General features: G+C 63.9%; 24 protein-coding genes. 9 read left to right on the top strand and 15 right to left on the bottom strand.

The features are described 5' to 3' along the window. Positions 1 to 12 precede the first annotated feature (12 nt). The 4 genes from kdpC to kdpF form a co-directional block, all read right to left on the bottom strand. On the bottom strand, positions 13 to 630 hold the full coding sequence (gene kdpC / locus ACOYR4_RS10530) for a potassium-transporting ATPase subunit KdpC (RefSeq protein ID WP_422849486.1): 618 nt from the start codon (positions 628 to 630) through the stop codon (positions 13 to 15). A gap of 173 nt (positions 631 to 803) precedes the next feature. Continuing rightward, entirely contained in the window at positions 804 to 2,870 is a 2,067-nt protein-coding gene (gene kdpB / locus ACOYR4_RS10535) for a potassium-transporting ATPase subunit KdpB (protein ID WP_422849487.1), read from the bottom strand. Between the two features lie 20 nt (positions 2,871 to 2,890). Then, positions 2,891 to 4,684 carry a potassium-transporting ATPase subunit KdpA gene (gene kdpA / locus ACOYR4_RS10540; protein ID WP_422849488.1) on the bottom strand — a complete coding sequence of 598 codons (1,794 nt, stop codon included), beginning with the start codon at positions 4,682 to 4,684 and terminating at the stop codon, positions 2,891 to 2,893. Further along, positions 4,681 to 4,776: a K(+)-transporting ATPase subunit F gene (kdpF, locus tag ACOYR4_RS10545; protein WP_044394814.1), complete on the bottom strand. Its 96-nt coding sequence runs from the start codon at positions 4,774 to 4,776 to the stop codon at positions 4,681 to 4,683. The genes kdpA and kdpF overlap by 4 nt, the downstream gene beginning before the upstream one ends. A 373-nt stretch (positions 4,777 to 5,149) precedes the next feature. On the opposite strand from kdpF, the gene ACOYR4_RS10550 reads away from it, so the two are divergent. Both ACOYR4_RS10550 and ACOYR4_RS10555 read left to right on the top strand, forming a co-directional pair. After that, positions 5,150 to 6,397, top strand: coding sequence for an ISL3 family transposase (locus ACOYR4_RS10550; protein WP_422847186.1), 1,248 nt, complete (start codon positions 5,150 to 5,152; stop codon positions 6,395 to 6,397). 251 nt (positions 6,398 to 6,648) lie between these two features. Beyond that, complete coding sequence (locus ACOYR4_RS10555; protein ID WP_422849489.1) at positions 6,649 to 7,551, top strand: DMT family transporter; 903 nt, start codon at positions 6,649 to 6,651, stop codon at positions 7,549 to 7,551. Positions 7,552 to 7,573: 22 nt separating this feature from the next. Here the strand turns inward: ACOYR4_RS10555 and ACOYR4_RS10560 are convergent, their stop codons facing one another. From ACOYR4_RS10560 to lptF, 5 genes are all read right to left on the bottom strand, one after another. Next, entirely contained in the window at positions 7,574 to 8,740 is a 1,167-nt protein-coding gene (locus ACOYR4_RS10560) for a pyridoxal phosphate-dependent aminotransferase (protein ID WP_422849490.1), read from the bottom strand. Positions 8,741 to 8,817: 77 nt separating this feature from the next. After that, positions 8,818 to 9,759 carry a CysB family HTH-type transcriptional regulator gene (locus tag ACOYR4_RS10565; RefSeq protein WP_056062356.1) on the bottom strand — a complete coding sequence of 314 codons (942 nt, stop codon included), beginning with the start codon at positions 9,757 to 9,759 and terminating at the stop codon, positions 8,818 to 8,820. Positions 9,760 to 9,832: 73 nt separating this feature from the next. Then, a complete protein-coding gene (locus tag ACOYR4_RS10570; protein ID WP_110958787.1) occupies positions 9,833 to 10,204 on the bottom strand; it encodes a sirohydrochlorin chelatase in 372 nt (123 codons plus the stop codon). A gap of 22 nt (positions 10,205 to 10,226) precedes the next feature. Further along, positions 10,227 to 11,336 carry an LPS export ABC transporter permease LptG gene (gene lptG, locus ACOYR4_RS10575; protein ID WP_015014258.1) on the bottom strand — a complete coding sequence of 370 codons (1,110 nt, stop codon included), beginning with the start codon at positions 11,334 to 11,336 and terminating at the stop codon, positions 10,227 to 10,229. Beyond that, positions 11,333 to 12,439, bottom strand: coding sequence for an LPS export ABC transporter permease LptF (lptF, locus tag ACOYR4_RS10580; RefSeq protein ID WP_291444684.1), 1,107 nt, complete (start codon positions 12,437 to 12,439; stop codon positions 11,333 to 11,335). Before lptF ends, lptG begins: the two co-directional genes overlap by 4 nt. 23 nt (positions 12,440 to 12,462) lie before the next feature. On the opposite strand from lptF, the gene ACOYR4_RS10585 reads away from it, so the two are divergent. The 4 genes from ACOYR4_RS10585 to ACOYR4_RS10600 all read left to right on the top strand — a co-directional run bounded on the left by ACOYR4_RS10585 (position 12,463) and on the right by ACOYR4_RS10600 (position 16,316). After that, positions 12,463 to 14,019, top strand: coding sequence for a leucyl aminopeptidase (locus ACOYR4_RS10585; RefSeq protein WP_422849491.1), 1,557 nt, complete (start codon positions 12,463 to 12,465; stop codon positions 14,017 to 14,019). Between the two features lie 7 nt (positions 14,020 to 14,026). Continuing rightward, positions 14,027 to 14,461, top strand: coding sequence for a DNA polymerase III subunit chi (locus ACOYR4_RS10590; RefSeq protein ID WP_422849492.1), 435 nt, complete (start codon positions 14,027 to 14,029; stop codon positions 14,459 to 14,461). A gap of 344 nt (positions 14,462 to 14,805) precedes the next feature. Continuing rightward, entirely contained in the window at positions 14,806 to 15,057 is a 252-nt protein-coding gene (locus ACOYR4_RS10595) for a hypothetical protein (protein ID WP_238990671.1), read from the top strand. Positions 15,058 to 15,188: 131 nt separating this feature from the next. Then, positions 15,189 to 16,316, top strand: a complete 1,128-nt coding sequence (locus ACOYR4_RS10600) for a branched-chain amino acid ABC transporter substrate-binding protein (protein WP_060984712.1) — start codon at positions 15,189 to 15,191, stop codon at positions 16,314 to 16,316. Positions 16,317 to 16,446: 130 nt separating this feature from the next. On the opposite strand, the gene ACOYR4_RS10605 is transcribed toward ACOYR4_RS10600, so the two are convergent. The 3 genes from ACOYR4_RS10605 to lexA all read right to left on the bottom strand — a co-directional run bounded on the left by ACOYR4_RS10605 (position 16,447) and on the right by lexA (position 19,267). Next, positions 16,447 to 17,454 carry a D-2-hydroxyacid dehydrogenase family protein gene (locus ACOYR4_RS10605; RefSeq protein WP_015014252.1) on the bottom strand — a complete coding sequence of 336 codons (1,008 nt, stop codon included), beginning with the start codon at positions 17,452 to 17,454 and terminating at the stop codon, positions 16,447 to 16,449. Between the two features lie 455 nt (positions 17,455 to 17,909). Beyond that, a complete protein-coding gene (locus tag ACOYR4_RS10610) occupies positions 17,910 to 18,209 on the bottom strand; it encodes a hypothetical protein (protein WP_209819750.1) in 300 nt (99 codons plus the stop codon). Positions 18,210 to 18,592: 383 nt separating this feature from the next. Next, complete coding sequence (lexA, locus tag ACOYR4_RS10615; protein ID WP_110958782.1) at positions 18,593 to 19,267, bottom strand: transcriptional repressor LexA; 675 nt, start codon at positions 19,265 to 19,267, stop codon at positions 18,593 to 18,595. Between the two features lie 83 nt (positions 19,268 to 19,350). Here lexA and ACOYR4_RS10620 point away from each other — a divergent pair, with 83 nt between their 5' ends. Genes ACOYR4_RS10620 through ACOYR4_RS10630 form a run of 3 tightly spaced genes read left to right on the top strand, consistent with a single transcriptional unit; the run spans position 19,351 to position 21,262 of the window. After that, positions 19,351 to 20,310: an asparaginase gene (locus ACOYR4_RS10620; RefSeq protein WP_422849493.1), complete on the top strand. Its 960-nt coding sequence runs from the start codon at positions 19,351 to 19,353 to the stop codon at positions 20,308 to 20,310. Between the two features lie 20 nt (positions 20,311 to 20,330). Next, a complete protein-coding gene (locus ACOYR4_RS10625) occupies positions 20,331 to 20,750 on the top strand; it encodes a hypothetical protein (RefSeq protein WP_422849494.1) in 420 nt (139 codons plus the stop codon). Positions 20,751 to 20,791: 41 nt separating this feature from the next. Then, positions 20,792 to 21,262 (top strand): DUF6152 family protein, encoded by a 471-nt coding sequence (locus tag ACOYR4_RS10630; RefSeq protein ID WP_422849495.1) that lies wholly within the window; start codon positions 20,792 to 20,794, stop codon positions 21,260 to 21,262. A gap of 152 nt (positions 21,263 to 21,414) precedes the next feature. Here the strand turns inward: ACOYR4_RS10630 and adk are convergent, their stop codons facing one another. From adk to ACOYR4_RS10645, 3 genes are all read right to left on the bottom strand, one after another. Then, entirely contained in the window at positions 21,415 to 22,071 is a 657-nt protein-coding gene (gene adk, locus ACOYR4_RS10635) for an adenylate kinase (protein ID WP_060983883.1), read from the bottom strand. A 253-nt stretch (positions 22,072 to 22,324) separates the two neighbouring features. Next, positions 22,325 to 23,155, bottom strand: coding sequence for a 3-deoxy-manno-octulosonate cytidylyltransferase (gene kdsB / locus ACOYR4_RS10640; RefSeq protein WP_422849496.1), 831 nt, complete (start codon positions 23,153 to 23,155; stop codon positions 22,325 to 22,327). Continuing rightward, complete coding sequence (locus tag ACOYR4_RS10645) at positions 23,152 to 23,334, bottom strand: Trm112 family protein (protein ID WP_056062396.1); 183 nt, start codon at positions 23,332 to 23,334, stop codon at positions 23,152 to 23,154. Before ACOYR4_RS10645 ends, kdsB begins: the two co-directional genes overlap by 4 nt. Positions 23,335 to 23,349: the final 15 nt, after the last annotated feature.

The following is a 23,349-nucleotide window of genomic DNA, read 5'->3' on the forward strand; positions in this document are numbered from 1 at the left end:
AAGCGCATGCAGCTATTGTTTTGGTAGCGCATCGAGCGCCAGATTCAAGGCCAGCACGTTCACACGCGGCTCACCCAGCAGGCCCAGCCAGGGGCTTTCGGTGTGCTGCTGCACCAGGGCCTGTACCTGTGCCACGGGCAGGCTGCGGGCGCGGGCCACACGCTCGGCTTGGTAGGCGGCGGCTGCCGGGCTGATGTGCGGGTCGAGCCCGCTGGCCGAGGCGGTGACCAGGTCCACGGGCACGGGTTGTGTGTTACCGGGGGCGGCAGCACGCAGGGCTTCAATGCGCGCCTTGACGGCATCGGTCAACGCCGGGTTGGTGGGGCCCAGGTTGGAGCCACCCGAGGCCGATGCGTTGTAGGGCATGGGTGCGGTGGCCGAAGGGCGGCCCCAAAAGTGGCCGGGCTCGGTGAACGACTGGCCGATGAGCTCGGAGCCCACGGCCTTGCCAGCTTGCGTGATGAGGCTGCCGTTGGCCTGGTGTGGGAAGGCCGTTTGCGCCACGCCCGTCACGGCCAGTGGGTACAGCAGGCCGGTGATGAGGGACAGCACGACAAACAGGGTGAGGGCGGGGCGCAGCAGGCCGCCGGTGCTGGCGGGCACGTCGTCGCGGGGGATACGGATAGGCATACGATTTTCCTTTCAATCAAATTCCGGGAGCTGCGCATCAGACTGGCGCGGCCCAGGCCAGGGGACACCGAGCAAGGGCCGCCCCGCAGTGAGGGTGTCGTCCCCCTCCCCGCGCAGCGCAGCGAAGCGAGAGGAGGGGGAAGGCGCGAAGCGACACAGGGGGAGGTCCTTGTTCAAGCCACGCCCATAGCCGCCAGCACCATGTCGATCAACTTGATGCCAATGAATGGCACCACCATGCCCCCCAGCCCGTAGATGGCCAGGTTGCGGCGTAGCAGCGCGGCGGCACCCACGGCGCGGTAGGCCACGCCTTTCAAGGCCAGCGGGATCAGAAAGATGATGATCAGCGCGTTGAACACCACGGCCGACAGAATGGCCGACGAGGGGCTGGCCAGGTGCATGAAGTTCAGGGCAGACAGCTGCGGGTAGGTGGTGACAAACGCCGCCGGGATGATGGCGAAGTACTTGGCGATGTCGTTGGCAATGCTGAAGGTGGTGAGCGAGCCGCGTGTCATCAGCATCTGCTTGCCGGTCTCCACAATCTCGATGAGCTTGGTGGGGTTGCTGTCCAGGTCCACCATGTTGCCCGCCTCCTTGGCGGCCTGGGTGCCGGTGTTCATGGCCACGGCCACATCGGCCTGGGCCAGGGCGGGCGCGTCGTTGGTGCCGTCTCCGGTCATGGCCACCAGCTGGCCATTGGCCTGGTAGCTGCGGATGAGCTGCAGCTTGGCCTCGGGCGTGGCCTCGGCCAGAAAGTCGTCCAAACCGGCCTCGGCGGCAATGGCGGCGGCCGTCAGGCGGTTGTCGCCCGTCACCATCACGGTCTTGATGCCCATGCGGCGCAGCTCGGCAAAACGCTCCTTAATGCCGCCCTTGACCACGTCTTTGAGTTCCACCACGCCCAGCACATGGGCACCATCGGCCACCACCAGTGGGGTGCTGCCGCGGCGCGATACATCGTCCACCGCCGTCTGCACGGCGGTAGGGAAGCGCCCGCCCAGTGCCTCCACCTGCTTGCGGATGGCGTCTGCGGCACCTTTGCGCAGCAGGCGCGGGCCGGGCAGGTCCACGCCGCTCATGCGCGTTTGGGCAGTGAAGGGCACAAACTGGGCCTGCAGACTGGAAAGGTCGCGCTCACGCAGGTTGAACTTCTGCTTGGCCAGCACCACGATGCTGCGGCCTTCGGGGGTTTCGTCGGCCAGCGATGCGAGCTGCGCGGCATCGGCCAATGCGGCATCGGTCACGCCGGGGGCGGACACGAACTGGCTGGCCTGCCGGTTGCCCAGGGTGATGGTGCCGGTCTTGTCCAGCAGCAGCACGTCCACATCGCCCGCAGCCTCCACGGCGCGGCCCGAGGTTGCGATCACATTGGCCTGCATCATGCGGCTCATGCCCGCCACGCCAATGGCGCTGAGCAGGCCTGCAATCGTGGTGGGGATCAGGCACACCAGCAGGGCCACCAGCACCACCAGGCTGACAGGCTCGCCCGCGCCGCTGGCCTGCACGCTGAACAGCGAGAACGGCAGCAGCGTGACCACCACGCCCAGGAACACGATGGTCAGCGCCACCAGCAAGATGGTCAGCGCGATCTCGTTGGGTGTCTTGTGGCGCTTGGCGTTCTCCACCATGGCGATCATGCGGTCCACAAAGGTCTCGCCAGGGTTCACGGCCACGCGCACCACGATCCAGTCGGACAGCACGCGGGTGCCGCCGGTCACGGCGCTGAAGTCGCCGCCCGATTCGCGGATCACCGGGGCGGATTCGCCGGTGATGGCGCTTTCGTCCACCGAGGCCACGCCGTCGATCACCTCGCCATCGGCGGGGATGGTGTCACTGGCTTCCACCAGCACCACGTCGCCCTTGCGCAGGTTGGCGGCCTCCAGCGGCAGCCAGGACAGCTCGGAGCGCGGGGTGGTGCGGTCAAACTGCCCGTCGAGCTTCTTGGCCCAGGTCTGTTTCTTCAGGCCGCGCAGCGATGCTGCCTGAGCCTTGCTGCGGCCTTCGGCCATGGCCTCGGCAAAGTTGGCGAACAGCACGGTGAACCACAGCCACAGCGCCACGGCAGCCGTGAAGCCCTCGGGCTTGCTGGCGGCCAGTGCGGTGGTGAAGGCGCTGCCCACGTACACCACAAACATCACCGGGTTGCGCCATTGCACGCGGGGGGCCAGCTTCTTGAAGGCCTCCAGCAGTGCGGGGCGCACCAGGGTGGGGTCGAACAGAGTCAATGTTTTGCGAGTCATCACAATCTCCCAGCCATTTCTTAACGGGGTGTGAGCAGGAGATGCTCTACCACCGGGCCCAGCGCCAAGGCGGGCACATAGTTCAGCAAGCCCACCAGCAGCACCACGCCCGCCAGCAGAGCCACAAACAGCGGGCCGTGGGTGGGCAAGGTGCCGTCGGTGGCCGTAGCGCGCTTCTTGGCGGCCAGGGACCCGGCCATGGCCAGCACGGGCACGATCACGCCGAAGCGGCCCAGCCACATGGCCACGGCCAGCAGCACGTTGTAGAACGGGGTGTTGGCCGACAGGCCCGCAAAGGCGCTGCCGTTGTTGTTGGCGGCGGAAGACAGCGCATACAGCACCTGGCTGAAGCCGTGTGCGCCGGGGTTGGAGAGGCCTGCGCGGCCCGCCTCGCTCATCACCGCCACGGCGGTGCCCAGCAGCACCAGCAGGGGCGTGACGAGGATGGCGATGGCAACGAGCTTCATCTCATGCGTCTCGATCTTCTTGCCCAGGTACTCGGGCGTGCGGCCAATCATCAGTCCGGCGATGAACACCGCCATGATGGCGAACACCAGCATGCCGTACAGGCCCGAGCCGACACCGCCAAACACCACCTCGCCCATCTGCATGAGCACCATGGGCACCATGCCACCCAGGGGCGTGAAGCTGTCGTGCATGGCAATCACCGCGCCGCAGCTGGCCGCTGTGGTAATCACTGCGAACAGGGCCGAGGTGGCGATGCCGAAGCGCGTTTCTTTCCCTTCCATGTTGCCGCCCGCCTGCAGGGCGCTGGCAGTCTGGTCCACACCCAGCGATGCCAGCAGCGGGTTGCCCTGCTGCTCGAAGGCGGTGGCCGCCACTACCGCGACGACGAAAAGCAGGCTCATCGTGGCCAGAATCGTCCAGCCCTGGCGCTCATCGCCCACCATGCGGCCAAACACCAGGCACAGCGCGGCGGGGATGAGGAAGATGGCCAGCATCTGCAGCAGGTTGCTGGCGGCTGAGGGGTTCTCGAACGGGTGGGCCGAGTTGGCGTTGAAGAAGCCGCCACCGTTGGTGCCCAGCATCTTGATGGCGAGCTGTGAGGCCACGGGGCCCATCGCCAGGGTTTGGGTGGTTTGTGTCGCAGGCTCGGTGACCGGGGCACCTTGCGCGTCCAGCACTGGCTGCCCGGCAGCATCCAGCTTGGGGGCTTCGTAGTGCACGGGCTCCAGAGTCTGCACCTCGGTATAGGGCGACAGGTTCTGGATCACGCCCTGGCCTGCAAACACCACGGCCAGCACCAGCGACAAGGGCAGCAGCACCCACAGCGTCGCACGGGTCAGGTCGGCCCATACGTTACCGATGCTTTGTACGGAGTGCCGGGAAAAGCCGCGCACCAATGCCACGACGACGACGAGGCCCGTGGCGGCAGACAGAAAGTTCTGCACCGTCAGCGCCAGCATCTGCGTGAGGTAGCTCATGGTGCTCTCGCCGCCATAGCCCTGCCAGTTGGTGTTGGTGACAAAGCTGATGGCCGTGTTGAAGGCCGAGTCCGGAGCCACCGCAGCCATGCCCTGAGGGTTGAGCGGCAGCACCGCTTGCCAGCGCTGCAGGGCATACACCGCCAGCACGCCCAGGCCGTTGAACACCAGCAGGCCCAGTGCGTAGCGCAGCCAGCCGGTTTCTTCATCGGGCCGCACGCCTGCCAGTTGGAACAGCGGCCCCTCCAGCCGCCGCCCCAGGGCAAAGCGGCCCGCCATCACGGTGTCGATGTAGCGCGCCAGCGGCCAAGCCAGCGCCATCAGCAGTGCCATGAACACCGCCAATTGCAGCCAGGCACCGGTGCTCATGAGAAGTCCTCCGGCCGCAGCAGCACGGCGACCAGGTACACCAAAAGGCCCGCAGCCAGCACGGCCGCCAGAATCATCCAGCCGCTGGTCATGACCGCCCCCCTTGCGCCTGGCGTTGCAGCAGCGCGCAACCCTTGGCTAAGCCATAGACGGCCAGCCACAGCAGGCCTCCCACCGCCATCAATATCCAGTCCATATCGTCCTCCTTGAGACATGGACCGATGCTAGGAACGACCGCATCAAGACGGGCGCAAGAGTGCGGGGTGGGGTATCAAGATCGCATCAAGATGCGCGGACGCCAGGCCGGGTGGGCAGAAAGATGTGTGGTAGTTTGCTATTGAATTTATAGCTTCATGCGCATGATATTCAAGCGCTACAGGCTGTTTTTATGGCTCTCTTCCATTTCGGGTGGAACACTACAGTTCAAATAAATCCATTGACACCCCCTGAACAGGAGCCCTCCCGATGCAAGAAGCGTTGTTCTGCCAAGCGTTGGGGCTGGCCGCGCCCTGGGCTGTGGAGCGTGTTGCACTGGACGTCGAGCGCAGCCGCATCGACCTGTACGTGGTCTGGCAATCCGGCAGTGCAGCCTGTCCCGTTTGCGCCGCAGCTGACCAGAGACTGCATGACCACCGCCAGCGTAGCTGGCGGCATCTGGATTTCTTTCAGTTTGAAGCCTACGTGCACTGCGCTCTGCCTCGGGTGTCGTGCAGCGCCTGCGGCTCTACGAGCCAGCTGAGTGTTCCCTGGGCGCGAGAGGGCAGCCGCTTCACGCTCATGTTCGAGGCGCTGGCTCTGACGCTGGCCCGTGAGATGCCGGTGGCCGCGTGTGCGCGCATCCTGCGCTGCGCGGACAACGCCTTGTGGCGCCAGATCGATGCCCATGTTGGCTTGGCGCGCGCCAAGGAGAGCTACGCGGGTGTGGCGGTCATTGGTATCGATGAGACCAGTTGCGCCAAAGGCCATAGCTATATCACCCTGGTGCACGATCTAGAGCGAGCGCGACTGATCTACGCCACATCCGGCAAGGATGCCAGCACGGTTCAGAGATTTACCGAGGACTTCAAGAGCCACCAAGGCAAGGCCGAAGCCATCCAAGTGGTGTGCATGGACATGTCCAAGGCCTTCATCGCAGGAGCTGGCCAGCACTTGCCCCAAGCGGCCATTGCCTTTGATGGATTCCATGTGGTGCAACTGGCCAACCGGGCCGTGGACGCAGTGCGGCGGGATGAGGCCCGGGGCGAGCGCTGGCTCAAGAAGACGCGTTGGTGCTGGCTCAAGGACAAAGCCAAGTGGACGGACAAAGAGCAGGCAAAGATGGATTGGCTGCCCCGCACCCGATTGAAGACCGCCAGGGCGTGGCGGATGAAGGAGGCGCTGCGGGACATCTACCGCAGTGCGCTCGCTCAGACTCAGGCTGCACAAAGCGAGCTGGCAATCAAAAAGTGGCTGCGATGGGCACAGCGCAGCCGCTTGCGGCCCTTCACTGATCTGGCCAAGACCATCCAGCAGCACTGGGCGGGAATACTCCAGGCGTTTGATGCCTCTCACCTGCACACCGGCTATGTGGAGGCGGTGAACTCACTGCTGCAAGCAGCCAAGGCCAAGGCGCGTGGTTATGGCACCACCGATCACTTCATCGCCATGGCGTTCCTGATCGCGGGAAAGCTCACTCACCTGCCGGGCTGTCCTTTGCAAAAAGCAAGGGCCTGACCATGGCTCTGGTGGGGAATGTGGCTTTCCACCCGAAATGGAAGAGAGCCGTTTTTATTCAAAGTTTTGCCTTGAAGCGCGGGTTTGCCGGTTCTGGCACTGTTTCGGGCGTCTGTACGCTCGACAGGTGTGGCGCACCTTGAGGTCTGTCCGTTCTCGCACCGGGTCATTGGAGGACGCGCACATCGGCCTGCAGCAAAGGCGCTCGCAAGCTGCGATCATCCCCACCCTGTATCACGCATCTTTGCTTCATGACCCAGGCCACACCGCTCCGTCCCAGCGCTTCCAGTCCGCTCGATTCCCTTGTCCCTCTGCTGTTTGTGGCGCTCTGGAGCACCGGCTTTATCGGCGCGAAGCTGGGGCTGCCGTATGTGGAGCCGCTGACCTTTCTCGGGCTGCGCTTTGCCATCGTCACCGTGCTCATGCTGGCTGTGGTGGCGGTGGTGCGTGCGCCCTGGCCATCGACGGGCAGGGCCTGGGGTCACATCGCGGTGTCGGGCCTGCTGGTGCATGGCGTTTACCTGGGCGGGGTGTTCATGGCCATTGGGCACGGGCTGCCGTCGGGCATCACGGCGTTGGTGGTGGGCTTGCAGCCGCTGCTGACAGCCCTGGTGGCCGGGGCTTTGCTGGGCGAGAAGGTGCGGCCTGCCCAATGGGCGGGCCTGGCCCTGGGCTTTACCGGCGTGGCGCTGGTGGTGGCTGGCAAGGTGGCTACCGTGCCGGTGGATGCTTTGCTGGGCATGCTGCTGCCGGCGGTGGTCGCGCTGCTGGGCATCACGGCGGGCACGCTGTACCAGAAGCGGTTTTGCCCCTCGTTCGACTTGCGCACGGGCTCGGTGATCCAGTACCTGCCGTGTGCGGTGGCCATGGCTGCGGTCGCCTACGCCACCGAATCCATGGCCATATCGTGGACCGGCGAGTTTGTGTTTGCGCTGGGCTGGCTGGTGCTGGTGCTCTCACTGGGGGCCGTGAGCCTGTTGAACCTGCTCATCCGCCGGGGCGGCGCGGTCAATGTGGCCAGCCTGTTCTACCTGACCCCGCCCACCACAGCGCTGATCGCCTGGGCCATGTTTGGCGAGACGCTCAGCGGCTGGGCGCTGGCCGGGATGGCGCTGGCGGCTGCGGGTGTGTGGCTGGCGCGGCAGACGAAGTAAGAGCCCTGGAGGGCCCTGCAGATCAGAGCTTGCGCAACCGTTCCAGCGCAGCGCGCAGCGTCTCGTCCTTCTTGGCGAAGCAGAACCGCACCACACGCTGGTCAAACCCGTCGCCGTAGAACGCCGACAACGGAATCGCCGCCACGCCCACCTCGCGGGTGAGCCACTGGCAGAAATCGGCCTCGTTCAAATCGCTGATCGCCGAAATGTCCACGCACTGGAAGTAGCTGCCGGTGCTGGGCAGCAGCTTGAAGCGCGAGCCCGCCAAGCCCTCGCGGAACAGGTCGCGCTTGGCCTGGTAGAACGCGGGCAGTTGCAGATAGGGCGTGGGGTCTTGCAGGTAGGCCGCCAGGCCATGCTGCACCGGCGTGTTGACGGTGAACACGTTGAACTGGTGCACTTTGCGGAACTCGGCCGTCAGCGCGGCGGGGGCCGCCACGGTGCCGACTTTCCAGCCGGTGACGTGGAAGGTCTTGCCGAAGCTCGACACGATGAAGGCGCGCGCCGCCAGGCCCGGAAAGCGCGCGGCGCTCTGGTGCTCGGCGCCGTCGAACACCATGTGCTCGTACACCTCGTCGCTGATCAGCAGGATGTCGGTGGGCGCGAGCAGGTCTTCGAGCTGGCGCATTTCCTCGGCGGTCCAGATGGTGGCGCTGGGGTTGTGCGGGCTGTTGATGAGGATGGCGCGGGTGCGGGGCGTGATGGCCGCGCTGATCTTGGCAAAGTCAGGGCGGAAGGTGCCGGGCGTGAGCGGCACGCGCACAGCCTTGCCACCGGCCAGCTCGATGTTCGGGACATAGCTGTCATAGCACGGGTCGAGCACGATCACCTCGTCGCCTGCGTGCACGATAGCCAGGATGGCAGTGATGATGGCCTGGGTGGCGCCCGCGGTGATGGTGATTTCGGTGTTGGGGTTGTAGGCGCGGCCGTGCAGCGCCTCGATCTTGCGGGCCACGGCTTCGCGCAGGGCGGGCACGCCGGTCATGGGCGGGTATTGGTTGTGACCAGCTTGCATGGCGGCGGTGACGGCGTTCACCAGTTCGGGCGCGCATTCAAAGTCGGGGAAGCCCTGGCCCAGGTTGACGGCCTTGTGTTCCGTGGCCAGGGCGGACATGACTGTGAAGATGGTGGTGCCGACATTGGGCAGCTTGCTAGGGAAGGCGGGTGTGCGGGCGGTGGTGGAGGTCATGGCGCAGCAGCTTGAAAGGCGGGGAAAGGCGGGGAAATTCGGGAAGAGTCAGGGGGGCTTCTGGTGGGGAGCGCAGGTCAGAGTTCGTAGTCGTTGACATGCCCCGTCATCGCGCGGGCAATCAGCTCGCGGCTCAGGCGGTCGCTGAGCAGCTCGGCAAATTTGTAGACAAAGTTGCGCAGGTAGGCGCCGCGCTTGAAGGCTACGCGGGCCACGCTCTGCCCAAACAGGTGGCCCACGGGGCGCACAGCCAGGTCGCCCACGGGGTCATCGCGCATGGCCATCTCGGCCACGATGCCGATGCCCAGGCCCAAGCGCACATAGGTCTTGATCACGTCCGAGTCGATGGCTTCGAGCACGATGCGGGGCGTGAGCTTGCGCGCCGCAAAGGCATGGTCGATCTTGCCCCGGCCGGTGAAGGAGGGGTGGTAGGTAATCAGCGCCTCATGGGCCAGATCGTCCAAACCAATACGTTCCTTTTGTGCCAGCGGGTGGTCGTTGGGCACGACCAGCACGTGCTGCCATTCGTAGCAGGGCAGGGTGACGAGTTCGGGGTAGTCGGCCAGCGATTCGGTGGCCATGCCGATTTCGGCCACTTCGTCGATGATCATGCGGGCCACTTCGTGGGGCGTGGCCTGGTGCAAGCTTACGTTGACCTTGGGATAGGCCTCGCGCAGCCGCGCCACGGGCACGGGCAGCACATAGCGGGCCTGGGTGTGGGTGGTGGCAATGCTGAGGGTGCCGCTGTCTTGCGCGCTGAACTGCTCGCCAATGCGTTTCAGGTTACCCACCTCGCGCATGATGACCTCGATGCTTTTGAGCACATGCTGGCCGGGCTCGGTAATCCGCTTGAGGCGCTTGCCGTGGCGGGCAAAGATGTCAACGCCCAGTTCTTCTTCCAGCTCGATGATGGCTTTGGAGACGCCCGGCTGCGAGGTGTGCAGGGCCTTGGCGGCCTCGGTCAGGTTGAGGTTGCGGCGCGCAGCCTCTTGAACGAAGCGGAATTGGTGCAGATTCATATCGAATATAGCCTAAAGGATTGCATCATTATGCTGCAATCGTCTAAGCAAGCGGGCCGCACTCTCGGAAATTTCAGATCGGCGGGCTTTCGCAGGCGATCTCTGCCATCAGGGCCGTCATGCGGGGGTCTTCTCCGATGGCTGTCTGCACATGGAATTGAACTCCAGGATGTGCGGTGCGGAGCTCTTGCACCAGTAAGGGCAAGTCTTCCCGGGCATGTTTGCCGGTGCCCAGGAACATCGGAACCACCGTGACAGCGGTGGCCCCATCGTCCACCAGTTGCCGGACGGCGTCTGGCAGGGAGGGTTCACACAGTTCCAGGTAGGCGCAGATAGCTTGGCGGCCAGGGCTTTGCGCCGCAATGCGCGTTGCGACTGCCTCCATGGGGGCGCGCCACAAGGGGTCGCGGGACCCGTGGGCAAACAGGACGATGGCTTGGGTCATTGGGCGAGGCAAGGTCAGGGTGTTAGCGTCTCAGCACCAGCCAGCCAAACGCCGCCAGCGAGAGCAGGGAATAGATCAGGCCAGGCGCCGCCGCTGTCAGCCATGGCGACCAGTTTTGCAGGTTGCCCGCATAGCCGAAAACGTTGTTGAGCAGGAAGAAGCTGATACCCGCCATCACGCCGCCGAACACGTAGCCCGCGATGCCGCCCGAGCGGAAATGCAGGTACGCAAAAGGCAGCGCCAGCACCACCATCACCAGACAGCTCAAGGGGTAGAACACCTTGCGCCAGAACTCGATCTCGTACTTCTGGGCGGACTGGCCGTTGGCGTTCAGGTGCCGAATGAACTGAAAGAGGTCCAGGGTGGCCATGCGGTCGGGCTTGAGCAAAGAGGCCGCCACCATGTCGGCACTGATCTTGGTCGGCCACTGCAGGGAGGGGCTTTCCAGGTGCTCCACGCGGGCCTCGTTCTTGTCGCTTTGCTGTTCAAAGTGACTACGCTGCACCTTCTCCAGGGTCCACGATCCATCGGTGCCGAACTGCCCCGACGCAGCCCGGGTCTGCGACGCCAGGCGCCCCTTCTCGTCAAACTCGAAGATGCGCACGTCCAGCATGCCGCCATTGGGGGTGAGCGCGCGCACGTTGACGGCAAAGGAATGGTCTTCCTGCCGTTCTTTGAGCCATGCTCCCGTGGCGCCTGCTGTCAGCCGCCCCAGGTAGCGCACCTTGATGAGCTGGGCGGTGCGGTCCGTCAGGGGGGCCAGGTAGTCACCGACCGCAAAGGTCAGCAGCACGAAGACGCCACCCAGCGTGAGCAGGGTGCGCAGCGCCCGCCATGGGCCCATGCCGCTGGTGCGCATGATGGTGAACTCCGAGCTTTGGGCCAGGCGCGCCATCACGAAGATGGTGCCGATCAGTACCGTGATGGGCAGCAGTTCATACAGGTGACTGGGAATGCTGAGCACCACAAACAGCAGCGCGTGCGATAGCTGGTAGCCATCCTCCCCGGCACGGCCCACCCAGCGGAGTTCATCCACCAGGTCAAAGAAGAAGAAGAGGGCCAGAAAACCTACGGTGACGAAGGTGACGGCGCCCAGGGCCTCGCGGTGGATCAGGCGGCGGATGGTTTTCATGCGGACTGTCCTCCCGCCTCAGCAGATCGCCACAGGCGTCGCACCGTCCATTGGTTGTGGCGCACCGCCAGTACCAGCAGCGAGGCCGCCAGCATGCCGCCATGCAGCATCACCATGAAGCTGGTCAGGCCCAGCCGGTCGGCACCCACCCAGCTCTGGCCCAGGGTCATGAGGTTGTAGTAGACGATAAAGGCAAACAGCGCGAACACCATGCTGGTGCTGCGCGCTGCACGCGGGTTGACGCTGGCCACGGCCAGGCCCAGCAGCACAAAGTTGAGGGCGGCAAGTGCAAGGCCCAGCCGCCATCCCAGCTCGGCGCGGTAGGCGGGCAGAGGCTGCATCACGAGGTCGTAGGTGGTGCGTGTCTTCACCGCCTGTTCTTCTGCCGACCCGGGGGGGGCGCTGCCGATGCGGGTGCCGTACAGGCTGAACTCGCTGATCTTCACGCCAGGCTTGTCGCGCGAGGTCTCCAGGCGCTGGCCGTCGCTCAGCAGGGCCATGCGTTCACCGCCCTGGGTCTCCAGCCGGGCGCTGCGGGCGGAGGTGACGGATTCGCGTTTGCCGTCATTCGCAGCAATGAACACGTTGTTGGCCGCCAGTGTGTCCGGGGTGTCCTTGTCAATGAAGAACACGCGGCTGCCGTTGGAGGATTCCTGGAACTCGCCCGGGGCGATGCGGTCGATGTCGCTGCGCTGCTCGTAGCGGGTCTTGAGTTCCTGGATCTGGGAGTTGGCCCATGGCCACACCAGCAACGACAGCACGGCGATCACCACCATCACCGGCCAGGCAAATCGCAACAGGGGGCGCACCAGGCTGATCAGGCCGCGCCCGCTGGCGAACCAGATCACCATTTCGCTGTCGCGGTACATGCGCGACAGCGTGCCGACGACAGCGATGAACAGGCTGAGGCTGAGAATGGTGGGCAACTGCCCCAATACGGTGAAGCCCATGACGAGCATCACGTCGGACGGGCTAACGCTGCCCTTGGAGGCCTGACCCAGCGTGCGGATGAGCATCATGGTCATGACCACGGTCACCAGCACCACAAGGGTCGCGCCGAAGCTGCGCGCCAGCTCCTTGCGGATGGATGAATCGAATAACATTGGCTCGAAGGAAAACACCAATTATGAACTTTGATCTCAAGACCCTTGAACTTGCTGCGGCAGCTTCGGAGAAATGCGACCTGCTGATCGTCCTGCTTCCCGAGGGCTTCAAGCCCGGCAAGGATGCGCTGTCCGCCCTGGCAGCCCTGGCGCTCAAGAATGGAGATCTGACCACCAAAGCCGGTAAACACCTGCAGCTGTACCAGGTGCCAGCCGTCGCAGCCCGCCGCGTGGTGCTGGTGGGCCTGGGTGACGGCTCGGCGCGCGCAACGCGCCAGGCGCTGCAGTCGCTGGGCGGCGCCATCAAGGCGCCACACACCAAGCGCGTGGTGCTGTGTTTCGCGGGCGAGGCCCAGGCGGCGGCCGTCAGCGCTGCTGTTCAGGCCGTGGCAGATGTGAGCTATGTGTACACCACCACCAAGACCAAGGTGGAGGCACGCAGCCTTAGCCGCTGTGTGGTGGGCGTGCCGGATGCGGCCAGCGCGCGTGACGGATTTGACAGCGGTGTGGCCTTGGTGGCTGGCGTGGAGTTTGCGCGGGAATGGGGCAACCGCCCGGCCAACCATGCCACCCCCAGTCTGCTGGCTGACGCAGCCAAAACCCTCGCCAAGCTGCCACGCATCCAGTGCAAGGTGCATGGCCCCGCAGAGGTGGCGCGCCTGGGCATGGGCGCTTTCATGGCGGTGGCCAAGGGCTCTGAAGAGCCGCTGCGTTTCATCGAGCTGCGCTACAACGGCGCAGCCAAGGACCAGGCGCCCATCGTTCTGGTGGGCAAAGGCATCACCTTTGACACCGGCGGTATCTCGATCAAGCCCGCGCCCGAGATGGACGAGATGAAGTTCGACATGTGCGGCGCTGCCAGCGTGCTGGGCACCTTCCGCGCGCTGGGAGAGTTGCAGCCTGCCGTCAATGTGGTCGGCTTGATCCCGGCTTGCGAAAACATGCCAGACGGGCGCGCCGTCAAGCCGGGTGATGTGGTCACCAGCATGAGCGGCCAGACCATCGAGATTTTGAACACCGATGCAGAGGGGCGCCTGGTGTTGTGCGATGCGTTGACCTACGCCGCGCGATTCAAGCCTGCCGCGGTGGTGGATATCGCCACACTGACGGGTGCCTGCGTGATCGCGCTGGGCGGCGTGCGCAGCGGCCTGTTCGCTAACAACGATGGTCTGGCGGAGTCTTTGCAGAAGGCCGGCGAAGCCGCGCAAGACCTTTGCTGGCGCATGCCCCTGGATGACGACTATGCGGACGGCCTCAAGAGCAACTTTGCCGACATGGGCAATGTGGCCGGTCGTGCGGGTGGTTCCATCACCGCTGCCAAGTTCTTGCAAAAGTTCGTGGGCGACATGCCGTGGGCGCATCTGGACATTGCAGGCACCGCGTGGAAAGGTGGGGCGGCCAAGGGTTCTACAGGCCGGCCCGTGGGGCTGCTGGTGCACTATGTGCTCGAACAGTCCAGGTCGCCGGTCCGTACGGCAAAGGCCCCCAAGTCCACGTCGCGCTCTGCGACCAGCAAGGCGGCTACGGGCACTGCCCGAAAGCCTGCTGCTAAGCGGCCCGCTGGCAGCAAGTCTGCTTGACTGTGCCATGACCGAGGTGGCCTTTCACTTCAATGCGCCCGACAAGCTGGCGTATGCATGCCGGTTTGCGCGCAAGGTGCAGCGTAGCGGAGCTCGCCTGGTCATCGCAGCGCCGGCGGACGCGCTCCAGACGCTGGACCGCATGCTCTGGTTGATGGCCCCCCAGGACTTTGTGGCTCATTGCCACGCCGATGCTGACGAGGATCTCGTTCAGGCTTCGCCGGTATTGCTGGCGCAAGATGCACGCTTGGCGCCGCACCACGAAGTCTTGCTGAATCTTCATGCGGAAGTGCCAGAGGGTTTTGGCCGGTTTGACCGCCTGGTGGAAGTCGTGAGTGCCCAGGACGAGTCCGACCGTGCCCAGGCGCGCACGCGATGGCGCCATTACGCGTCCCGTGGCTATGCCATTACCCGCCATGATCTGGTGCTGAAAGCGGGCTGATGGCGCTTCCACCCAAGACCCCTCCGCGCTTTGTACCCACGCTCACCGAAGTGGTGCAAGTGCCCGACGCCGCAGCCCCGGCGCCGGGCGCTACGAATCCAGCAGCGCGTACGACAGTTCTTTCTCCATCGCAGTCGGCTGCGCTGGCAAAGGCAGCGCAGCCCGCAGTGCGGCCCGCTCCGATTCAACAGGGCAGTGCGCCAGTCGCTGTGGCGCGTCCTGTCGCTCCGCCCTGGGTTCCGCCACCACCGGTGGTTTCTCCTCAAGCGTCTCGCGTTGCGGCTTCATCTGCCCAACAACGCCCATCAACCTTCGCTGCTGCAACTTCCGTAGGGATGCCACCAGTGTCCGCACCTGTTGCAGCCCGCGCCTTGCCCGAAGGGATGGAGGAATACATGGTGCACCGCGTCATGCAGCGTGTGGATGTGGTGCTCGATCAGCGCCTTCGCGAGGCAATCGCCACAGTGGTGCAGGAGCAGACGCGTTCTGTGCTGCCACGCCTGCGCGAAGAGATCGAATCGGTGGTCCGGCATGCGGTGTATGAAGCCGTGGCTGACGAGTTGGCCAGTGGTGCGCCGCCTGCGCCAAAGGGATGACAGGGTATTCCCCTGTGGTTTCTCTCGCGTTTAATCGTGTTCCCTAATGATCTGGCCCGTAAATTGCGATATGTTCGCCTGCGTTGAGACACAAGAAGATTCTCAGCGTTTATCTTTACTGGAGATTTGATATGCAATTGAAGTTGAAACTGACCGTGGTTGCTGCTATCGCGGCTGTTGCTGGTGTGGCCTCTGCACAAGAGCAGGTGGTCAAGATCGGCCACGTGGCTCCGGTTTCCGGCGCCCAAGCCCACTACGGCAAGGACAACGAAAATGGCGCCCGCATGGCCATTGAAGAGCTGAACGCTCAAGGCGTCACCATCGGCGGCAAGAAGATCAAATTCGAGCTGCAAGCTGAAGATGACGCTGCCGATCCAAAGCAGGGCACTGCTGCTGCACAAAAGCTGTGCGACTCCAAGGTCGTTGGCGTTGTCGGCCACCTCAACTCCGGTACCACGATTCCCGCCTCCAAGGTGTACAACGATTGCGGCATCCCCATGGTGACGGGCGCTGCAACCAACCCCAACCTGACCAAGCCTGGCTACAAGACCACGTTCCGTATCATCGCCAACGACAACGCCCTGGGCGCTGGTCTGGCGTTCTACGCTGTGGACACGCTGAAGCTCAAGACCGTTGCGATCATCGATGACCGTACGGCTTACGGCCAAGGCGTTGCCGACGTGTTCAAGAAGACCGCTACGGCCAAGGGCATGAAGGTGGTGGACGAGCAGTTCACGACCGACAAGGCCACCGACTTCATGGCCATCTTGACCGCCATCAAGGCCAAGAACCCCGACGCTATCTTCTACGGCGGCATGGACCCTCAAGCCGGCCCCATGCTGCGCCAGATGGAGCAACTGGGCATGGCCAACGTCAAGTACTTCGGTGGTGACGGCGTTTGCACGTCTGAAATCGCCAAGCTGGCTGCTGGCGCCAAGACCCTGGCCAACGTCATCTGCGCTGAAGGCGGCTCCTCGCTGGCCAAGATGCCTGGCGGCACCGCCTGGAAGGCCAAGTACGACGCCAAGTACCCTGGCCAGTTCCAGGTGTACAGCCCCTACACCTATGACGCCACGTTCCTGCTGGTCGACGCCATGAAGCGCGCCAACTCCGTGGACCCCAAGGTGTACGTGAACGAACTGGCCAAGGCCAACTTCAAGGGCGTGACTTCTACCATCGCCTTCGAGCCCAACGGCGAAATGAAGAACCCAGCCATCACGCTGTACGTCTACAAGGACGGCAAGAAGACACCTCTGTAATTGAGTGTGGCTTGCTGCTGTGGGGCGTTTCGATGCCCTGCGGCCATCAAAAAAGGCTTCCCTCGGGAAGCCTTTTTGTTGCGAGGTGCAGCCAGTCGCGTAATTGGAGCTGGTGGATGACCGACAGCCGCTAGCGCCTCACCTGTAGTGAGCCTGGGTTCACGATGTTGGTGGGTGTGCCTTTGATGAAATTCACCACGTTGTCAAAAGCCGCACCAAAGTAGAGCTCATAGCTGTCCTGTTCCACGTACCCAATATGTGGCGTGCAAATGCAGTTTTCGAGACGAAGTAGGGCGTGGCCTTGCAGGATAGGTTCGCTCTCGAACACATCCACTGCTGCCAAGCCTGGACGACCCCGGTTGAGGGCCGCGATCAGGGCGTCTGGCTCGATCAGCTCTGCGCGTGATGTATTGACCAGCAGCGAAGTGGGCTTCATGCACGAAAGGTCTTCGAGCGAGATGATGCCGCGCGTCTCGTCGTTCAGGCGCAGGTGCAAAGAGATCACGTCGCATTGCGAGAAGAACTCTTCCCGTGTGGCCGCTGCCTGGTAGCCGTCTGTCAACGCCTGCGCACGCGATGCCTCTCGACCCCAGACGCGCACGTTCATGCCAAACGCGCGTCCGTATCCAGCCACCAGTTGTCCGATGCGGCCATAGCCCCAGATACCCAGGGTCTTGCCCCTCAGCACGTTGCCGATCCCGAAGTTGGCGGGCATCGAGGCGGTCTTGAGACCAGACTGCTGCCAGGCGCCATGCTTGAGGTTGGAGATGTACTGGGGCAGTCGGCGCATGGAGGCCATCACCAGGGCCCAGGTCAGCTCAGCGGGTGCCACAGGGGACCCAACTCCCTCTGCCACGGCAATGCCGCGCTCGGTACATGCCGCCACATCAATGTGGCTGCCAATCTTGCCGGTTTGTGCAATGAGCTTGAGCCGAGGGAGCTTCTCGACCAATTGGCGCGTGATCTGGGTGCGTTCACGGATCAGCACGATGATGTCTGCATCTTTGAGCCGCACCGAAAGCTGCCCCAGCCCCTTGACCGTGTTGGTGTAGACCTTGGCGGTGTATGCGTCGAGCCGCGATGCGCAATGCAGTTTGCGCACTGCATCCTGGTAATCGTCGAGGATCACAATGTTCATCCCGACATTGTGCCTTGGTGGGCGCGGAGAAGAGCCACCCAAGCCCTGTGGGCATGCCAAAGCCCCGAGTTTTTGGTGACGGAGTGCTGCGGAAATACCAGAAATGGCCTTATCACTCCGCACGACCGCACGACCGCACGACCGCACGACCGCACGACCGCACGACCGCACGACCGCACGACCGCACGACCGCACGATTGGCGCAGCTGGGTCTCAGTGTTTGGTGTCGATCAAGATTTGGTAAGGCTCAGCACCAGCCTCGGGGCTGTGGGTGCAATCCTGACACCACCTCATCAGCTGTAGCTCCGTAGTCTGAAGGGAAGGCCGCCACAGTGGGGAATATCAAAGAGCGTTTGCCACCTTAGACCCCCAATGTCCAGTAAATCAGGCCCTGACAGCCTCGGATGCCGCCAAACGGTCCAGCTCTGCGCAGACATCTGCCATGCGGCCTGCAATCACCAGGCGTCCGGTACCTGCGGCGTCAGAAGCCCGGCGCAGCACTTTGGTTGTTCGTGGGCCGCAGGAAGCCGTACCCACCGCTGATAGGAAAGCTTGCCGTTTGCTGCCGCCCATGTGTGTTGGCAGAAAAGAGCGCTGCGTGTCGGGCAAACGGGCAGGGCATTCTGGCGCTCGTGCAGGTGGTTTGGCCGTAAAAGGCCAGTTCCCGCGAGGAGCGCGTTGTCCTTGGTGCTGTTCAGCACGATGAAGTGTTGCAACGTCTGCAGCCCGTCTTTGGGAAATAAAGGGCGATGCATTCCCAAATTCAGTGGACTCTCTTGTCTCTGCTTGCGCCGGTAGGGTCGTCTTGTCTGCAGACGCTAGCTCCGCACTCGCAAACAGCTTTTTGAGGCTGCGAACAGGGCTCTGCAGGGCAGAAAGGGTGAACAAAGCATTTCCCATGTGAAAACTCCGAAAGTCGGGGGTTGAACATAGGCAGGATTGCAAAGTGGCTAAGTACCAGAACACCCAAAAGCAGCGCGAGACCATCCCCTGCGGTGCAGGCAGTTGCCCCGCCGATTCATCACACATAGCTTGGGAGTTGTTGGCACTCAACGGGACCCGCATCGCAGGGCTGGTGTACTGACCAGAATCTGTCCACCAAACGCCCGCCACCCACGGTGCGGCCCCTGAGCGCGTGCTACATCAGCATGGTGTTGCGGATAAGGCCCACTGCCAGGCCTTCGATCTCAAAGGGCTCACCCGGCTGCACCACGATCACGGGATAGTCGGGGTTCTCGGGCAGCAACTCAATGGCGTTGGCGGTGCGGCGAAGGCGCTTGACGGTGACGTCGTCACCCAGGCGGGCGACAATGATCTGGCCGTTGCGGGCTTCGCGGGTGGACTGAACAGCCAGCAAATCGCCATCCATGATGCCCGCGTCACGCATCGACATGCCCCTCACCTTGAGCAGGTAATCGGGCTTGTGCTGGAAGAGGCTGTTTTCTACGCTGTAGGTCTGGTCAACATGTTCCTGCGCGAGAATGGGCGACCCCGCAGCCACCCGTCCTACCAAAGGCAAGACCAGTTGCGACAGGCCCGGGATGGGCAGGCTGAACTGGCTGCCGCGCGCGGCGTTGATGGAGCGCACCGTGTCGCCGCGCAGGCGGATACCCCGTGAGGTGCCGCTGACCAGCTCAATCACCCCTTTACGGGCCAGCGCCTGAAGGTGTTCTTCTGCCGCGTTGGCTGACTTGAAACCCAGCTCGGCCGCGATTTCTGCGCGGGTGGGAGGCGCGCCGGTGCGTGCGATAGCGGTCTGGATGAGATCCAGAATCTGCTGCTGGCGGGCGGTGAGTTTGGGGTTGTCGAGCATGGTGGTTTCCGGTGCAGGCGGTTACAGTGATGAACAACTGTTTTTTAATCCAGTAACTGTATTTTTCACCAGTTTTTCGGAGTATGCAAGTGAGTGGGCAAAAAATTGTGGTTTTGGGCACCGGTGGCACGATTGCGGGCACCTCGGCCCAAGCGGGGGACAACATTGGCTACACCGCCGCGCAGGTGGGCGTGGAACAACTGCTGACGGCCGTGCCCGGTCTGCAGGCTCTGGCAGGCGGCGCCTTGGTTGCAGAGCAAGTTGCGCAGATCGACAGCAAGGACATGGATGGTGAGGTGTGGCGCACGCTGGCATTGCGTTGCGCCCACCATCTGAATGACTCGGAGGTGAGGGGGGTGGTCATTACCCACGGTACAGACACGCTGGAAGAAACGGCGTGGTTCTTGCACGAAGTGCTGGACGCCGCCAAACCCGTGGTGCTGACCTGCGCGATGCGGCCTGCTACAGCCTTGACCCCCGATGGCCCCCAGAACCTGCTGGACGCGGTGGCAACGGTATTGGCGCCCGGTGCCACAGGTGTGCTGGCCGTTGCTGCGGGTGAAGTGCATGGCGCACGGCATGTGCAAAAAGTGCATCCCTACCGCGTCAATGCCTTCAGCTCGGGGGATGCTGGACCTCTGGGGTGGGTGGAAGAGAGTGTGGTCCGTTGGGCATGCGATAGCCCAGTAGTGCCCGTAAATAATGCTGATGATGCTATGAATAATATAGTGAGCGCTGCGACTTGGCCGTGGGTGGAAATCGTCATGAACCATGCAGGGGCATCGGGCAGGGCGGTAGATGCACTGGTGCGAGAGGGCGTGCAGGGCTTGGTGGTGGCCTGCACCGGCAATGGCACGATCCACCACGATCTGGAAGCCGCTTTGGTGCGCGCGCAGAACGCCGGGGTGCGGGTGGTGCGCTCCACCCGCTGCGCGGAGGGGCAGGTGCTGCCCAAGCCGGGTGATGTGCTTCCCGCCTCGCAAGGCCTGTCGCCGGTGAAGGCGCGGGTTGCCCTGATGCTGGATTTGCTGCGGATGCATTGATCTAAAAAGGGCCGGCAGCCGTGTTCACCGCACTCAAGACACACGCCTGGGCTTACCCCGCGCTGGAGGTCGTCCATATCATCGGTATTGCGTTGCTGCTGGGCAATCTGGTGCTGCTGGAGTTGCGGGTCTTCGGACGTGGTGTGGCACTGCCGGTGAAAGACCTCGCGCGGCTGAGTCTCACTGTGGCGCTGTGCGGCTTCGGATTGGCCGCAGCGTCGGGGCTGCTGATGTTTGCCACCCAGCCTGCGGAGCTGCTCAGCAACCGCGCTTTTACCTTGAAGATGCTGTTGTTAATGCTTGCGGGCTGCAACGCGGCGTGGTTTCATGCACGCGGTTCGCTTGCAAGCCTGGACGGGTTGGCGCGCGTGCAGATGCTGGTGTCCACCGTGATCTGGCTGTCGGTGGTGGCCTGTGGCCGCTGGATTGCGTACCTTTGATATGACCCCTTGAACCGGGTTTTATTCCTACGGGAGTCTTTATGGGCTTGCAACGTCGTCATGTGCTGATCGCCGCTGGTGCCTTGCCTTTGGGGGCACACGCGCACCACGGCTGGAGCAGTTTTGATGCGGACCGACCGCTGTATCTGGAGGGCACGGCGCGCAAGGTGCGGTGGCAAAACCCGCATGCAGAGCTGGAGCTCGAATTGCCCGCTGCGCTCCGGTTGCCTCCAGATTTTGCCCAGCGGCCTGTGCCTGCGCAGACCGCGCCGGTGGACGGACGCGCACTGCTAGCCAAAACCGTGCTGCCCACCCGCAAGGACCGCGTCTGGGAGGTTGAGCTGGCTCCGTTGACCCGCATGCAGGCCTGGCAGGTGCCAGAGATCAAGCCGGGTACGGCCGTGTCGGTGGTGGGCTTTGGCCTGCGGGACGAAAAGGGCGAGGCAGTGCTGCGCGCCGAATACCTGTTTGTGGACGGCAAGGCCTACGGCTTGCGGTCCAGCCCCGCCTGATGCCAGGCACATGCCCGCAGCGGGCGGCTGTCGCGGCCACCGCGCGGCGGGGCGGCCCATGAAAAAAGCGACGCCCTGGTGCAGTGCGTCGCTTTCAGGAGGTTTGAGCGCCCAACGTGCGTTAGGCGGATCTTGGCCCTTGGTTCATTGCATCAGCTGGCCAGCGCCTGCAGCGCGCGCGCAGTGATCTCGTCCACGCTGCCCGTACCGCTGATGGCGCGGTACTTGGGCGCTGCGGCGGGTTCGGCCTTGGCCCAGTTGCTGTAGTAATCCACCAGGGGGCGCGTCTGGTCGCTGTAGACCTGCAGGCGCTTCTTGACGGTTTCTTCCTTGTCGTCTTCGCGCTGGATCAGCTCTTCGCCGGTCACGTCATCCTTGCCTTCGACCTTGGGTGGGTTGAACTTGACGTGGTAGGTGCGGCCGCTGGCAGGGTGCGAGCGGCGACCGCTCATGCGTTCGATGATGGCGTCAAAGGGCACATCGATTTCGAGCACGTAGTCGAGCTTGACGCCGGCGGCCTTCATGGCGTCGGCCTGCGGAATGGTGCGGGGGAAACCGTCAAACAGGAAGCCGTTGGCACAGTCTGCCTGCGTGATGCGCTCCTTGACGAGACCGATGATGATGTCGTCGCTGACCAGGGCGCCCGAGTCCATCACGGCCTTGGCCTGCAGGCCCAGGGGGGTGCCGGCCTTGACGGCTGCACGCAGCATGTCGCCGGTGGAGATCTGGGGGATGCCGTACTTCTGGCAGATGAATGTGGCTTGCGTGCCCTTTCCGGCGCCAGGCGCGCCCAACAGAATCAGTCTCATGGATGTCCTCGAAGGTTAGAAATCGGGTGGCGCCGCTGGCGGGGACGTTCGAAGGGCGCCTGAAGCCGTTCTGTGCGCCCGGGATGCGGTGCTCTCGTTACAGTTGAGGATAGCATGTGACCACCTTGCGCGGACTTACATGGGTGACCGTTTCTTGGCCGGTGCCTCCATGGAAGCGCTGCGAGGGTCATCTGTGCGACCCCGGATGCATCCAACATGCACGCCAACGCGGATCGTTGGCGGCTGAAAACTGTCAGCGAAACAGTGCGCGGACCCGCTCCAGGTCCTCTGCGGTGTCCACGCCAGGGCCCGGCGCCGCGTCTGCCAGGTGAACGGCGATGCGATGGCCGTGCCACAGTGCACGCAGCTGTTCCAGCGCCTCAATGGCCTCGGTCGGCGCAGGCGCCAGTTGTGGAAACTCCCGCAGAAACCCCGCGCGATAGCTGTAGATGCCCACGTGGCGTAGCGGTGCGAAGTCTTGCAGTGCCTTCACGCCGGGCTGGGCGGCCTGTGCTGCACCCTGCCACCAGGCCGTGCCTGTATGGTCGCGCCCAAAAGGGATGGGCGCGCGGCTGAAGTAATGGGCCAGGCCCCGCGCGTCCAGCACGACCTTCACCACATTGGGGTTGGTGTAGTCGGCCAGGGACGCGATGGCATGGGCGGCGGTGCCCATGCTGGCTTCGGGGCGCTGCCCACCGTGTTCCTGCAGCAGGGCGGCCACGGCGTTGATGAGTGCGGGGTCTATCAGCGGTTCGTCGCCCTGCACGTTGACAACGATATCGTCGCCCTGCAGCCCCAGTTGTGTGCAGGCCTCGGCCAGCCGGTCACTGCCGCTGGCGTGGTCGGCGCGGGTCATGACGGCAGCCACGCCATGGGCTGCGCAGGCTTGCAGGATGCGGGGGTCGTCTGCAGCCACCACCACGCGGACTGCGGCGCTCTGCGCAGCACGCTGGGCCACGCGCACCACCATGGGCAGGCCCGCAATGTCGGCCAGGGGCTTGTCGGGCAAGCGGCTCGACGCCATGCGTGCCGGTATCAGCACGGTGAAGGGGCTGTGGGCGGCAGTGGCTACGGGGGCGCTCACTGCTCCAGTTCCTCGTCGGTCAGGGTGCGGGCTTCGTTCTCCAGCAGCACGGGGATTCCGTCGCGCACCGGGTAGGCCAGCCGCGCGCTGCGCGAGACGAGTTCCTGTGCCTCGCGGTCATACGTCAAAGGGCCTTTGGTGACGGGGCAGACCAGCAGTTCAAGCAGTTTGGGGTCCATGGGGGAGAGGCTTTC

It is taken from the genome of Acidovorax sp. M14 (assembly GCF_049331375.1).
Lineage (GTDB): Bacteria > Pseudomonadota > Gammaproteobacteria > Burkholderiales > Burkholderiaceae_C > Acidovorax.